We start from the raw sequence: 13,814 nt of genomic DNA, 5'->3' as shown, positions 1-13,814 counted from the left end.
ACGTGAATATATGGACGATATGCAAGTCTATATTGCGAATTTAGGCAAATACAATGAGGGCGAATTGGTCGGTGCGTGGTTTACCTTTCCCATTGACTTTGAGGAAGTCAAAGAGAAAATCGGCTTGAATGATGAATATGAGGAATACGCCATTCATGACTACGAGTTACCCTTTACGGTTGACGAATACACTTCCATTGGCGAACTCAATCGACTATGGGAAATGGTATCGGAATTACCCGAAGAATTACAATCGGAGCTATCTGCTCTGCTCACTCATTTTTCAAGCATTGAAGAACTAAGCGAACATCAAGAGGATATTATCATTCATTCCGATTGTGATGATATGTATGACGTGGCACGCTACTACATTGAAGAAACGGGTGCTTTAGGCGAAGTACCAGCTAGTCTTCAAAACTATATTGATTATCAAGCCTATGGTCGGGATTTAGACCTTTCAGGAACGTTTATCTCAACCAATCATGGGATTTTTGAAATCGTCTATTAAATCTGTCGGTACATTACTACTGGCAGATTTTCTATTTTACGGGGTGGCTCAATCAGCTACCCCTATTTTTTATGAAAGGATTGATTACATGAAGAAAATACGAAGCTATACCAGTATCTGGTCTGTGGAAAAGGTACTGTATTCTATCAATGATTTTAGACTTCCGTTTCCCATAACCTTTACGCAAATGACATGGTTTGTCGTGTCACTCTTTGCAGTGATGATACTTGGCAACTTGCCCCCTCTTTCCATGATAGAGGGAGCATTTCTCAAATACTTTGGGATTCCTGTGGCTTTCACATGGTTTATGTCTACAAAAACTTTTGATGGTAAAAAGCCTTATGGATTTTTGAAGTCTGTCATTGCTTATGCACTGCGACCAAAGCTGACCTATGCAGGAAAAAAAGTAACGCTTGGCAGAAACCAGCCACAAGAAGCCATTACAGCAGTTAGGAGTGAATTTTATGGCATATCCAATTAAATACATTGAAAACAATCTCGTCTGGAATAAAGACGGGGAATGTTATGCTTACTATGAGCTTGTTCCTTACAATTACTCATTTCTAAGTCCAGAACAGAAAATACAAGTGCATGATTCTTTCAGACAGCTTATCGCACAAAATCGTGATGGCAAAATTCATGCTTTACAAATCAGTACAGAATCCAGCATACGTTCTGCACAAGAGCGTTCCAAAAATGAAGTCACTGGCAAGCTCAAAGCGGTTGCCTATGACAAAATCGACCAACAGACAGACGCTTTAATATCCATGATTGGCGAAAATCAAGTGAACTACCGTTTCTTTATCGGCTTTAAGTTGCTTCTCAACGATCAGGAGTTTTCTATGAAAAGTCTTACCGTTGAAGCAAAAAATGCTTTGTCTGATTTTGTCTATGATGTGAACCATAAGCTGATGGGCGATTTTGTTAGTATGAGTAATGATGAAATCCTGCGTTTTCAGAAGATGGAAAAGCTCTTAGAAAATAAAATCTCTCGTCGTTTCAAAATCCGCAGGTTAGATAAGGACGACTTCGGCTATCTGATTGAACACCTTTACGGACAGACAGGCACTGCCTATGAAGAGTATGAGTACCATCTATCAAAGAAAAAGCTGGATAATGAAACGCTGATTAAATACTATGACTTGATTAAGCCTACTCGCTGTTTGGTGGAAGAAAAACAGCGATATTTGAAAATCCAGCAGGAAGATGAAACCGTCTATGTAGCTTACTTTACCATTAACAGCATTGTCGGAGAACTGGACTTCCCGTCCTCTGAAATCTTCTACTACCAGCAACAGCAATTTACATTCCCGATTGATACGTCAATGAATGTGGAAATTGTAGCGAATCGTAAAGCCCTATCTACTGTCCGCAATAAAAAGAAAGAACTGAAAGACTTGGATAACCACGCTTGGCAAAGTGATAATGAAACCAGCTCCAATGTGGCGGAAGCTCTGGAAAGTGTGAATGAGCTGGAAACCAATTTAGACCAAAGCAAGGAATCTATGTACAAGCTGTCTTATGTGGTAAGGGTATCAGCAAATGATCTTGACGAACTCAAACGTCGTTGTAATGAAGTGAAAGATTTTTATGACGATTTAAGCGTAAAACTGGTACGACCATTTGGGGATATGCTCGGCTTACATGAAGAATTTTTACCTGCCAGCAAGCGTTATATGAATGATTATATTCAATACGTGACCTCTGATTTCCTCGCTGGTTTAGGTTTTGGTGCTACTCAAATGCTGGGGGAAAATGAGGGGATTTATGTTGGCTACAGCTTAGATACTGGACGCAATGTCTATCTGAAACCTGCTCTTGCCAGTCAAGGGGTTAAGGGTTCAGTAACCAATGCGTTAGCGTCGGCTTTTGTTGGTTCGCTGGGTGGTGGTAAATCCTTTGCGAATAACCTTATCGTCTATTATGCGGTGCTTTATGGGGCACAAGCAGTGATTGTAGACCCAAAAGCAGAACGTGGCAGATGGAAAGAAACCTTGCCAGAGATTTCCCATGAAATCAATATCGTCACTCTGACTTCTGATGAGAAAAACAAAGGCTTACTTGACCCTTATGTGATTATGAAAAATCCCAAAGATTCTGAATCACTGGCTATTGATATTCTGACATTCCTTACGGGGATTTCCTCTCGTGATGGGGAACGCTTCCCAATCCTTAGAAAAGCCATTCGTGCAGTAACCAATAGTGAAGTACGAGGGTTGATGAAAGTGATTGAGGAATTACGGGTTGAGAATACGCCACTAAGTACCAGTATAGCCGACCATATCGAAAGTTTTACAGACTATGACTTTGCACATTTATTATTCAGTAATGGTTATGTGGAGCAGTCTATCAGCTTAGAAAAACAACTGAACATTATACAGGTTGCGGACTTGGTACTTCCCGACAAGGAAACTTCCTTTGAGGAATATACCACTATGGAGCTTTTATCCGTTGCTATGCTGATTGTCATTAGTACCTTTGCTTTAGACTTTATCCATACAGACCGAAGCATTTTCAAGATTGTAGATTTAGACGAAGCATGGAGCTTTTTACAGGTAGCACAAGGAAAAACACTATCTATGAAGCTGGTTCGGGCTGGTCGTGCTATGAACGCTGGGGTATATTTCGTGACCCAAAATACAGACGACCTCTTAGATGAAAAACTGAAAAATAACCTCGGCTTAAAATTTGCATTTCGTTCCACTGACCTTAACGAGATTAAAAAGACCTTAGCCTTTTTTGGTGTAGACCCAGAGGACGAAAACAATCAGAAGCGATTGCGTGATTTGGAAAACGGGCAATGCCTTATCAGTGATTTATATGGTCGTGTCGGTGTGATACAGTTCCACCCTGTATTTGAAGAACTGCTCCATGCCTTTGATACCAGACCACCTGTGCGAAAAGAGGTGTAAATGTGAAACCATCAATAGTAAACAGAATAAAATCAAACTGGACGCTGAAACGTCTAGGTAAAGTGGCAATGACAGTGGCTTTCACACTTGTGATTGCCATTTTTCTTTTAGCCATGCTGGGAACGGTGGTTCAAGCTGCGGGCTTGGTAGATGATACGGTCAATGTGGCAAATGAATACAGCCGATACCCACTTGAAAACTATCAACTGGATTTTTATGTGGATAATAGCTGGGGCTGGCTTCCGTGGAACTGGTCGGACGGGATTGGAAAACAGGTCATGTATGGACTATATGCCATTACCAATTTTATTTGGACAATCAGTTTGTATGTTTCCAATGCGACAGGTTACTTAGTACAGGAAGCCTATTCCTTAGACTTCATTTCCGCTACAGCAGATTCCATTGGTAAGAATATGCAGACCTTAGCTGGTGTGAGTGCAAACGGATTTTCAACAGAGGGTTTCTATGTTGGATTCCTCTTACTCTTGATTTTGGTTCTTGGGGTTTATGTTGCCTATACGGGACTGATAAAGAGAGAAACCACAAAGGCAATTCATGCCATTATGAATTTTGTGCTGGTGTTTATCCTATCGGCTTCCTTTATTGCCTACGCTCCCGACTACATTAAAAAAATCAATGACTTTTCATCAGACATCAGTAATGCCAGTTTATCACTTGGCACGAAGATTGTCATGCCCCATTCCGATAGTCAAGGCAAGGACAGCGTGGACTTAATCAGAGATAGCCTGTTTTCCATACAGGTTCAGCAACCGTGGCTACTGCTTCAATACAACAGTTCAGACATTGAAAGTATCGGTATTGACCGTGTGGAAAGCCTGCTCTCCACCAGCCCAGATTCCAACAATGGCGAAGACAGAGAAAAAATTGTTGCGGAAGAAATTGAAGACAGAAGCAATACCAATCTAACCATTACAAAGACCATTAACCGTTTAGGTACAGTCTTCTTCCTATTTGTCTTCAATATTGGGATTTCCATATTTGTATTCCTATTAACAGGAATCATGATTTTCTCGCAGGTACTTTTTATCATCTATGCTATGTTTCTGCCTGTGAGCTTTATTTTAAGCATGATTCCATCATTTGATGGTATGTCAAAACGAGCCATAACAAAGCTCTTTAATACCATTTTGACACGAGCTGGAATCACATTGATTATTACGACAGCATTTAGTATTTCAACCATGCTCTATACCTTATCGGCTGGTTATCCGTTCTTTTTGATTGCTTTTCTACAGATTGTGACCTTTGCAGGAATCTACTTCAAGCTGGGCGATTTAATGAGTATGTTTTCTCTACAGAGTAACGATTCTCAAAGTGTGGGAAGTCGTGTGATGAGAAAACCTCGTATGCTTATGCACGCTCACATGCACCGTCTACAGCGGAAACTTGGACGTTCCATGACTACTCTAGGGGCTGGGTCTGCCATTGTTACAGGTAAAAAAGGACAGTCGGGTTCGGGGAGTTCTGCAAGGACACAAGCAGATCACTCCCGACCAGACGGAAAGGAAAAATCAACACTTGGAAAACGTATCGGTCAAACCATCGGTACAGTAGCTGATACCAAAGACAGAATGGTAGACACTGCTAGTGGTTTGAAAGAACAGGTTAAAGATTTGCCGACCAATGCAAGATATGCAGTATATCAAGGAAAATCCAAAGTAAAAGAGAATGTCCGTGATTTAACCAGTAGTATTTCTCAAACCAAAGCGGACAGAGCCAGTGGACGCAAGGAACAGCAGGAACAAAGGCGAAAAACCATTGCGAAGCGTCGCTCTGAAATGGAACAGGTCAAACAGAAAAAACAGCCTGCTTCTTCTGTTCATGAAAGACCGACTACAAGACAAGAACAATATCATGATGAACAGACCTCAAAACAGTCTAATATTCAGACTTCATATAAGGAATCTCAACAAGCCAAACAAGAGCGTCCAGCAGTTAAGTCCGATTTTTCAAGTCCAAAAGTGGAACGCCAAGGCAATACCGTTCAAGAAAAAACCGTTCAAAAGCCAGCAACTTCAACCACTACAGCAGATAGAACTTCACAACGTCCAATCACAAAAGAACGTCCGTCTACTGTTCAAAGAGTACCACTACAAAATACAAGAAGTAGACCACCAATCAAAACCGCCACCATTAAGAAAGTCGGTAAGAAACCATGAAGTTGAAAACTTTAGTGATTGGTGGTTCTGGATTATTCTTGATGGTCTTCTCACTGCTTCTGTTTGTTGCCATTTTATTTTCAGATGAACAGGACAGCGGAATTTCCAATATTCATTATGGAGGTGTGAATGTTTCCGCAGAAGTGCTGGCTCATAAGCCTATGGTAGAAAAATATGCCAAAGAATATGGCGTTGAAGAATATGTCAACATACTTCTTGCGATTATACAGGTGGAATCGGGCGGTACTGCGGAAGATGTTATGCAGTCCTCGGAATCCCTCGGTCTTCCACCTAATTCATTGAGTACAGAAGAATCCATTAAGCAAGGTGTGAAGTATTTCAGTGAATTATTAGCCAGTAGCGAAAGGCTCAGTGTAGATTTAGAATCGGTTATCCAGTCCTACAATTATGGTGGTGGTTTCTTAGGGTATGTGGCTAATCGTGGAAATAAATATACCTTTGAACTGGCTCAAAGTTTCTCAAAAGAGTATTCAGGTGGCGAAAAAGTGTCTTACCCCAATCCCATAGCCATACCTATCAATGGGGGCTGGCGATACAACTATGGCAATATGTTTTATGTGCAACTGGTAACGCAGTATCTTGTCACAACAGAGTTTGATGATGATACGGTACAAGCCATCATGGACGAAGCACTGAAATATGAGGGCTGGCGATACGTTTACGGTGGAGCTTCCCCGACTACTTCTTTTGATTGTAGCGGACTGACACAATGGACGTATGGAAAAGCTGGAATTAACTTACCACGAACCGCACAACAGCAATATGATGTGACCCAGCATATCCCACTATCGGAAGCACAAGCTGGCGATTTGGTTTTCTTTCATTCTACCTATAACGCTGGCTCTTATATTACTCATGTTGGGATATACCTTGGCAATAACCGTATGTTTCATGCAGGCGACCCAATCGGTTATGCCGACTTAACAAGCCCCTACTGGCAACAGCATTTAGTGGGAGCAGGACGAATCAAACAATGAGAAAGGAAGATTTAATGATGAAATTTAGAAAAAATCAGAATAAAGAAAAACAGATACCAAAGGAAAAGAAACCTCGTGTCTATAAGGTCAATCCTCATAAAAAGGTTGTGATTGCCTTGTGGGTACTTTTAGGGCTTAGTTTCAGCTTTGCGATATTCAAGCACTTTACAGCTATAGATACTCATACTATTCACGAAACAACTATCATAGAAAAGGAATACGTTGATACTCATCATGTAGAAAATTTTGTAGAGAACTTTGCGAAAGTCTACTATTCATGGGAGCAATCCGATAAGTCCATTGATAATCGAATGGAAAGTCTAAAAGGCTATCTGACAGATGAACTTCAAGCTCTCAATGTTGATACAGTACGCAAAGATATTCCTGTATCGTCTTCTGTAAGAGGATTTCAGATATGGACGGTAGAGCCAACTGGCGACAATGAGTTTAATGTAACCTACAGTGTAGACCAGCTCATTACAGAGGGAGAAAATACAAAGACCGTCCACTCTGCTTATATAGTGAGTGTCTATGTAGATGGTTCTGGAAATATGGTACTGGTTAAGAATCCGACCATTACCAACATACCTAAGAAATCAAGTTATAAACCAAAAGCCATTGAAAGTGAGGGGACGGTTGATTCCATTACAACCAATGAAATCAATGAGTTTTTAACGACGTTCTTCAAGCTCTATCCTACAGCGACAGCCAGTGAACTTTCCTACTATGTGAATGACGGGATATTAAAACCAATCGGAAAAGAGTACATCTTTCAAGAACTGGTAAATCCTATTCACAATCGTAAGGATAATCAAGTCACGGTATCGCTGACAGTGGAGTATATCGACCAGCAGACCAAAGCAACGCAGGTATCTCAATTTGATTTGGTACTTGAAAAGAACGGGAGTAATTGGAAGATTATAGAATAACAAATATTGGTACATTATTACAGCTATTTTGTAATCACGTACTCTCTTTGATAAAAAATTGGAGATTCCTTTACAAATATGCTCTTACGTGCTATTATTTAAGTATCTATTTAAAAGGAGTTAATAAATATGCGGCAAGGTATTCTTAAATAAACTGTCAATTTGATAGTGGGAACAAATAATTGGATGTCCTTTTTTAGGAGGGCTTAGTTTTTTGTACCCAGTTTAAGAATACCTTTATCATGTGATTCTAAAGTATCCGGAGAATATCTGTATGCTTTGTATGCCTATGGTTATGCATAAAAATCCCAGTGATAAAAGTATTTATCACTGGGATTTTTATGCCCTTTTGGGTTTTTGAATGGAGGAAAATCACATGAAAATTATTAATATTGGAGTTTTAGCTCATGTTGATGCAGGAAAAACTACCTTAACAGAAAGCTTATTATATAACAGTGGAGCGATTACAGAATTAGGAAGCGTGGACAAAGGTACAACGAGGACGGATAATACGCTTTTAGAACGTCAGAGAGGAATTACAATTCAGACAGGAATAACCTCTTTTCAGTGGGAAAATACGAAGGTGAACATCATAGACACGCCAGGACATATGGATTTCTTAGCAGAAGTATATCGTTCATTATCAGTTTTAGATGGGGCAATTCTACTGATTTCTGCAAAAGATGGCGTACAAGCACAAACTCGTATATTATTTCATGCACTTAGGAAAATGGGGATTCCCACAATCTTTTTTATCAATAAGATTGACCAAAATGGAATTGATTTATCAACGGTTTATCAGGATATTAAAGAGAAACTTTCTGCCGAAATTGTAATCAAACAGAAGGTAGAACTGTATCCTAATATGTGTGTGACGAACTTTACCGAATCTGAACAATGGGATACGGTAATAGAGGGAAACGATGACCTTTTAGAGAAATATATGTCCGGTAAATCATTAGAAGCATTGGAACTCGAACAAGAGGAAAGCATAAGATTTCAGAATTGTTCTCTGTTCCCTCTTTATCATGGAAGTGCAAAAAGTAATATAGGGATTGATAACCTTATAGAAGTTATTACTAATAAATTTTATTCATCAACACATCGAGGTCCGTCTGAACTTTGCGGAAATGTTTTCAAAATTGAATATACAAAAAAAAGACAACGTCTTGCATATATACGCCTTTATAGTGGAGTACTACATTTACGAGATTCGGTTAGAGTATCAGAAAAAGAAAAAATAAAAGTTACAGAAATGTATACTTCAATAAATGGTGAATTATGTAAGATTGATAGAGCTTATTCTGGAGAAATTGTTATTTTGCAAAATGAGTTTTTGAAGTTAAATAGTGTTCTTGGAGATACAAAACTATTGCCACAGAGAAAAAAGATTGAAAATCCGCACCCTCTACTACAAACAACTGTTGAACCGAGTAAACCTGAACAGAGAGAAATGTTGCTTGATGCCCTTTTGGAAATCTCAGATAGTGATCCGCTTCTACGATATTACGTGGATTCTACGACACATGAAATTATACTTTCTTTCTTAGGGAAAGTACAAATGGAAGTGATTAGTGCACTGTTGCAAGAAAAGTATCATGTGGAGATAGAACTAAAAGAGCCTACAGTCATTTATATGGAGAGACCGTTAAAAAATGCAGAATATACCATTCACATCGAAGTGCCGCCAAATCCTTTCTGGGCTTCCATTGGTTTATCTGTATCACCGCTTCCGTTGGGAAGTGGAATGCAGTATGAGAGCTCGGTTTCTCTTGGATACTTAAATCAATCGTTTCAAAATGCAGTTATGGAGGGGATACGCTATGGCTGTGAACAAGGATTGTATGGTTGGAATGTGACGGACTGTAAAATCTGTTTTAAGTATGGCTTATACTATAGCCCTGTTAGTACCCCAGCAGATTTTCGGATGCTTGCTCCTATTGTATTGGAACAAGTCTTAAAAAAAGCTGGAACAGAATTGTTAGAGCCATATCTTAGTTTTAAAATTTATGCGCCACAGGAATATCTTTCACGAGCATACAACGATGCTCCTAAATATTGTGCGAACATCGTAGACACTCAATTGAAAAATAATGAGGTCATTCTTAGTGGAGAAATCCCTGCTCGGTGTATTCAAGAATATCGTAGTGATTTAACTTTCTTTACAAATGGACGTAGTGTTTGTTTAACAGAGTTAAAAGGGTACCATGTTACTACCGGTGAACCTGTTTGCCAGCCCCGTCGTCCAAATAGTCGGATAGATAAAGTACGATATATGTTCAATAAAATAACTTAGTGTATTTTATGTTGTTATATAAATATGGTTTCTTGTTAAATAAGATGAAATATTTTTTAATAAAGATTTGAATTAAAGTGTAAAGGAGGAGATAGTTATTATAAACTACAAGTGGATATTGTGTCCTGTATGTGGAAATAAAACACGATTAAAGATAAGGGAAGATACTGAATTAAAAAAATTCCCCCTCTATTGTCCGAAATGCAGACAAGAAAATTTAATTGAAATAAAGCAGTTCAAAGTAACTGTGATTACAGAGCCAGACGCAAAGACGCAGAGCCGATAAAATGAGATTAATACAATCTCATTTTATCGGCTCTTTCCGTTATGTATGGATTCTTTTAATTAGTCTTCGATGTTTCTTGCTTCGTTGATACCGCTGGCTAAAGATTCCATTAAGGATAGTTCTTTGTCTGTAAAGCTATCCATGTATTTCTCTATCTGTAATCGTCGGGTGCTTTTTACCAAGTTATTAGCAGGTAAGAAAAATTCATCAACGGAAACATGAAGTAACGATACAAGGTCATAAAGAACTTGTATGCTGGGGTGTTGCCCTTTATTTTCAATATTAGTTAAGTACCGTGGGTCAATTTCAATCAATGCTCCCACTTGTTCACGAGTTAAACCTCGTTTCAATCGAGCTTCTTTAATGGCTAAACCAAAGGCTCTAAAATCATATTTATCTTCTTTTTTACGCATAGTAGACCACCTCTATACATTTTATTGTTCCTACTGAATTAAAAACAGGTATAGAAAAACGTGTTATATGGTTTATAGGTTTATATTTAATAAAAAGCACTACTAAACGCCAATAAAAAAAACCGTTATATGGTAGTGCTATTTACGCTGTTAAAATATTGTATATTACTTCCAAATGGCGGTTTGTTGGAGGTCAACGTCGCCATGAAGTACATCATATACAATAAATTTCCTTACATTGGGTTCTTGTCAAAAAAAGTCGTCTATCTGCAATAGATAAGTACGTCCACCAATGTGGTTTTATAAATCATATAGATAGAATAACAGAAGCATGTAAACAGAGAAATAAATCTGTTTATATGCTTTTTTGGCTATTCAGAACTTTTTTACAAAGTTTATTTATCAGTAATGCAACAAATCCCCCTTTCACATTGGGACTAAGAGTGAAAGGAGATAAACGAGCAAGGCTCACTTCCTTTCCTAGACAGAAAGGGGGTGAGAAACATGAAACCATCTTCTTTTCAGACCACAATAGAAAATCAGTTTGACTATATCTGTAAACGTGCTATGGAAGACGAGCGAAAGAATTATATGCTTTATCTTTCAAGGATTGCAAAGCGTGAGGTGTCCTTTTCGGATGTTGGCGATTATCTTGTTAGCCAGTTTGCGACAACAGATAACTATTCAACTGACTTTCAGATTTTTACACTCAATGGGTTATCAGTAGGCGTTGAAAATGATTTGTTGAGTGAAGCATTACGTGAGTTGCCAGACAAGAAACGTGAAATTCTACTGCTGTTTTACTTTATGGACATGAGCGATTCAGAAATTGCAGACCTGTTGAAATTGAACCGTTCTACTGTCTATCGGCATAGAACCAGTGGACTAGCCTTAATTAAAAAGTTTATGGAGGAATTTGAAGAATGAAAACACAATATCCTATGATTCCCTTTCCTCTCATTGTAAAGGCAACAGATGGCGATACCGAAGCGATTAACCAGATTCTACATCATTACAGAGGGTACATAACGAAGCGTTCCCTACGACTTATGAAAGATGAATATGGCAATCAAAGTATGGTCGTTGATGAAGTCTTACGTGGAAGAATGGAAACCAGACTGATTACAAAGATTTTGTCATTTGAAATTAAGTAATATCCTCTCTCCTTTCGTGGAAGCGTGCTAAACCATTCCACGCTTCCCGAACAGGGAGGTTTGTTATTCCACCAAAGCATATTGAGCTTTCAATGTGTTTTGATAGGCTAACGAGCCATTGTTCTTTGAAAACTGAATAAAAGTAATCGAATACGTTTCGATAAGAAAAGAGCCAACGGAACTAACCGCCATGACCTATCTTATAAAGATAGCGAGCGATTCATGTTAGTGATCCGAGAAGCAATCTTTAGCAGGATTGCCTGCAACGACATTCTTATCGTGATAATGATACTCCCATACAGTCAATAGTCCGAGCGTGATAAAACCGTCGCAGGCAATGAGTATGGCTACATGAGAACCATGCAGGGGTGGAACTCCCGTGAGCTTTGCTAAAGCTGTTCGATTGCTGGTAAAACAACTTTTATGAAATCCAAATAAGTGATTTGGAAAGGAGGATTTTATGAAGCAGACTGACATTCCTATTTGGGAACGTTATACCCTAACCATTGAAGAAGCGTCAAAATATTTTCGTATTGGCGAAAACAAGCTACGACGCTTGGCAGAGGAAAATAAAAATGCAAATTGGCTGATTATGAATGGCAATCGTATTCAGATTAAACGAAAACAATTTGAAAAAATTATAGATACATTGGACGCAATCTAGCGTCGCCAAAGGGTCTTGTATATGATAAAATAGTATTAAGTCGTATCAAGGCTCTTTCCATAAAGGAAAGGAGCAAATGCCATGTCAGAAAAAAGACGTGACAATAAAGGTCGAATCTTAAAGACTGGAGAGAGCCAACGAAAAGACGGAAGATACTTATACAAATATATAGATTCATTTGGAGAACCGCAATTTGTTTACTCGTGGAAACTTGTGGCTACAGACCGAGTACCAGCAGGAAAGCGTGATTGTATCTCACTTAGAGAGAAAATCGCAGAGTTACAGAAAGACATTCATGATGGTATTGATGTTGTAGGAAAGAAAATGACACTCTGCCAGCTTTACGCAAAACAGAACGCTCAAAGACCAAAGGTTAGAAAAAACACTGAAACTGGACGCAAATATCTTATGGATATTTTGAAGAAAGACAAGTTAGGTGTAAGAAGTATTGACAGTATTAAGCCATCAGACGCTAAAGAATGGGCTATTAGAATGAGTGAAAATGGTTATGCTTATCAAACCATCAATAACTACAAACGTTCTTTAAAGGCTTCATTCTATATTGCTATACAAGATGATTGTGTTCGGAAGAATCCATTTGACTTTCAACTGAAAGCAGTTCTTGATGATGATACTGTCCCTAAGACCGTACTAACAGAAGAACAGGAAGAAAAACTGTTAGCCTTTGCAAAAGCTGATAAAACCTACAGCAAAAATTATGATGAAATTCTGATACTCTTAAAAACAGGTCTTCGTATTTCAGAGTTTGGTGGTTTGACACTTCCAGATTTAGATTTTGAGAATCGTCTTGTCAATATAGACCATCAGCTATTGAGAGATACTGAAATTGGGTACTACATTGAAACACCAAAGACCAAAAGTGGCGAACGTCAAGTTCCTATGGTTGAAGAAGCCTATCAAGCATTTAAGCGAGTGTTAGCGAATCGAAAGAATGATAAGCGTGTTGAGATTGATGGATATAGTGATTTCCTCTTTCTTAATAGAAAGAACTATCCAAAAGTGGCAAGTGATTACAACGGCATGATGAAAGGTCTTGTTAAGAAATACAATAAGTATAACGAGGATAAATTGCCACACATCACTCCACATAGTTTGCGACATACATTCTGTACCAACTATGCAAATGCAGGAATGAATCCAAAGGCATTACAGTACATTATGGGACATGCTAATATAGCCATGACGCTGAACTATTACGCACATGCAACATTCGATTCTGCAATGGCAGAAATGAAACGCTTGAATAAAGAGAAGCAACAGGAGCGTCTTGTTGCTTAGTAGTACAAATGAATTTACTACTTATTTACCACTTCTGACAGCTAAGACATGAGGAAATATGCAAAGAAACGTGAAGTATCTTCCTACAGTAAAAATACTCGAAAGCACATAGAATAAGGCTTTACGAGCATTTAAGAAAATATAAAAAGATAATTAGAAATTTATACTTTGTTTA

At 38.5% G+C, this 13,814-nt stretch carries 14 protein-coding genes; 13 read left to right on the top strand and 1 reads right to left on the bottom strand.

Annotated features, from left to right (window positions below):
• Positions 1 to 10 precede the first annotated feature (10 nt).
• The 9 genes from BO48_RS10885 to BO48_RS10845 all read left to right on the top strand — a co-directional run bounded on the left by BO48_RS10885 (position 11) and on the right by BO48_RS10845 (position 10,109).
• The gene (locus BO48_RS10885) at positions 11 to 508 is read left to right on the top strand and encodes an antirestriction protein ArdA (protein ID WP_000342539.1); all 498 of its coding nucleotides are present in this window, start codon (positions 11 to 13) and stop codon (positions 506 to 508) included.
• Positions 483 to 989: a conjugal transfer protein gene (locus BO48_RS10880; RefSeq protein WP_000506270.1), complete on the top strand. Its 507-nt coding sequence runs from the start codon at positions 483 to 485 to the stop codon at positions 987 to 989. The genes BO48_RS10885 and BO48_RS10880 overlap by 26 nt, the downstream gene beginning before the upstream one ends.
• Positions 973 to 3,420 (top strand): conjugal transfer ATPase TcpF, encoded by a 2,448-nt coding sequence (gene tcpF / locus BO48_RS10875; protein ID WP_000331160.1) that lies wholly within the window; start codon positions 973 to 975, stop codon positions 3,418 to 3,420. The genes BO48_RS10880 and tcpF overlap by 17 nt, the downstream gene beginning before the upstream one ends.
• A 2-nt stretch (positions 3,421 to 3,422) precedes the next feature.
• A complete protein-coding gene (locus BO48_RS10870; protein WP_000804748.1) occupies positions 3,423 to 5,600 on the top strand; it encodes a CD3337/EF1877 family mobilome membrane protein in 2,178 nt (725 codons plus the stop codon).
• Positions 5,597 to 6,598: a bifunctional lytic transglycosylase/C40 family peptidase gene (locus BO48_RS10865; protein ID WP_000769868.1), complete on the top strand. Its 1,002-nt coding sequence runs from the start codon at positions 5,597 to 5,599 to the stop codon at positions 6,596 to 6,598. Before BO48_RS10870 ends, BO48_RS10865 begins: the two co-directional genes overlap by 4 nt.
• On the top strand, positions 6,595 to 7,527 hold the full coding sequence (locus BO48_RS10860; protein ID WP_001224318.1) for a conjugal transfer protein: 933 nt from the start codon (positions 6,595 to 6,597) through the stop codon (positions 7,525 to 7,527). The genes BO48_RS10865 and BO48_RS10860 overlap by 4 nt, the downstream gene beginning before the upstream one ends.
• Before the next feature lie 274 nt (positions 7,528 to 7,801).
• The gene (locus BO48_RS10855) at positions 7,802 to 7,888 is read left to right on the top strand and encodes a tetracycline resistance determinant leader peptide (RefSeq protein ID WP_012386611.1); all 87 of its coding nucleotides are present in this window, start codon (positions 7,802 to 7,804) and stop codon (positions 7,886 to 7,888) included.
• 15 nt (positions 7,889 to 7,903) lie between these two features.
• Complete coding sequence (tet(M), locus tag BO48_RS10850) at positions 7,904 to 9,823, top strand: tetracycline resistance ribosomal protection protein Tet(M) (RefSeq protein WP_000691736.1); 1,920 nt, start codon at positions 7,904 to 7,906, stop codon at positions 9,821 to 9,823.
• 118 nt (positions 9,824 to 9,941) lie between these two features.
• On the top strand, positions 9,942 to 10,109 hold the full coding sequence (locus BO48_RS10845) for a cysteine-rich KTR domain-containing protein (RefSeq protein ID WP_000336323.1): 168 nt from the start codon (positions 9,942 to 9,944) through the stop codon (positions 10,107 to 10,109).
• 59 nt (positions 10,110 to 10,168) lie between these two features.
• On the opposite strand, the gene BO48_RS10840 is transcribed toward BO48_RS10845, so the two are convergent.
• Positions 10,169 to 10,522: a helix-turn-helix transcriptional regulator gene (locus BO48_RS10840; protein WP_001227347.1), complete on the bottom strand. Its 354-nt coding sequence runs from the start codon at positions 10,520 to 10,522 to the stop codon at positions 10,169 to 10,171.
• 504 nt (positions 10,523 to 11,026) lie between these two features.
• Here BO48_RS10840 and BO48_RS10835 point away from each other — a divergent pair.
• The 4 genes from BO48_RS10835 (at position 11,027) to BO48_RS10820 (ending at position 13,639) form a co-directional block, all read left to right on the top strand.
• The gene (locus BO48_RS10835; RefSeq protein ID WP_000804885.1) at positions 11,027 to 11,449 is read left to right on the top strand and encodes a sigma-70 family RNA polymerase sigma factor; all 423 of its coding nucleotides are present in this window, start codon (positions 11,027 to 11,029) and stop codon (positions 11,447 to 11,449) included.
• Complete coding sequence (locus BO48_RS10830; protein WP_000857133.1) at positions 11,446 to 11,676, top strand: helix-turn-helix domain-containing protein; 231 nt, start codon at positions 11,446 to 11,448, stop codon at positions 11,674 to 11,676. The genes BO48_RS10835 and BO48_RS10830 overlap by 4 nt, the downstream gene beginning before the upstream one ends.
• 460 nt (positions 11,677 to 12,136) lie before the next feature.
• Positions 12,137 to 12,340 (top strand): excisionase, encoded by a 204-nt coding sequence (locus tag BO48_RS10825; protein ID WP_000814511.1) that lies wholly within the window; start codon positions 12,137 to 12,139, stop codon positions 12,338 to 12,340.
• 81 nt (positions 12,341 to 12,421) lie between these two features.
• Positions 12,422 to 13,639: a tyrosine-type recombinase/integrase gene (locus tag BO48_RS10820; RefSeq protein ID WP_001291561.1), complete on the top strand. Its 1,218-nt coding sequence runs from the start codon at positions 12,422 to 12,424 to the stop codon at positions 13,637 to 13,639.
• Positions 13,640 to 13,814 lie beyond the last annotated feature (175 nt).

Source organism: Lacicoccus kunmingensis DSM 17847, from assembly GCF_059568765.1.
This window is presented reverse-complemented; position numbering and strand designations above follow the sequence as displayed.

What these genes read in the sequence shown, in the direction of transcription:
- BO48_RS10885 (WP_000342539.1), top strand. Translation starts at nt 11, where the DNA reads ATGGACGATATGCAAGTCTATATTGCGAATTTAGGCAAATACAATGAG.
- BO48_RS10880 (WP_000506270.1), top strand. Translation starts at nt 483, where the DNA reads ATGGGATTTTTGAAATCGTCTATTAAATCTGTCGGTACATTACTACTG.
- tcpF (WP_000331160.1), top strand. Translation starts at nt 973, where the DNA reads ATGGCATATCCAATTAAATACATTGAAAACAATCTCGTCTGGAATAAA.
- BO48_RS10865 (WP_000769868.1), top strand. Translation starts at nt 5,597, where the DNA reads ATGAAGTTGAAAACTTTAGTGATTGGTGGTTCTGGATTATTCTTGATG.
- BO48_RS10860 (WP_001224318.1), top strand. Translation starts at nt 6,595, where the DNA reads ATGAGAAAGGAAGATTTAATGATGAAATTTAGAAAAAATCAGAATAAA.
- BO48_RS10855 (WP_012386611.1), top strand. Translation starts at nt 7,802, where the DNA reads ATGCTTTGTATGCCTATGGTTATGCATAAAAATCCCAGTGATAAAAGT.
- BO48_RS10840 (WP_001227347.1), bottom strand. Translation starts at nt 10,522, where the DNA reads ATGCGTAAAAAAGAAGATAAATATGATTTTAGAGCCTTTGGTTTAGCC.
- BO48_RS10835 (WP_000804885.1), top strand. Translation starts at nt 11,027, where the DNA reads ATGAAACCATCTTCTTTTCAGACCACAATAGAAAATCAGTTTGACTAT.
- BO48_RS10830 (WP_000857133.1), top strand. Translation starts at nt 11,446, where the DNA reads ATGAAAACACAATATCCTATGATTCCCTTTCCTCTCATTGTAAAGGCA.
- BO48_RS10825 (WP_000814511.1), top strand. Translation starts at nt 12,137, where the DNA reads ATGAAGCAGACTGACATTCCTATTTGGGAACGTTATACCCTAACCATT.
- BO48_RS10820 (WP_001291561.1), top strand. Translation starts at nt 12,422, where the DNA reads ATGTCAGAAAAAAGACGTGACAATAAAGGTCGAATCTTAAAGACTGGA.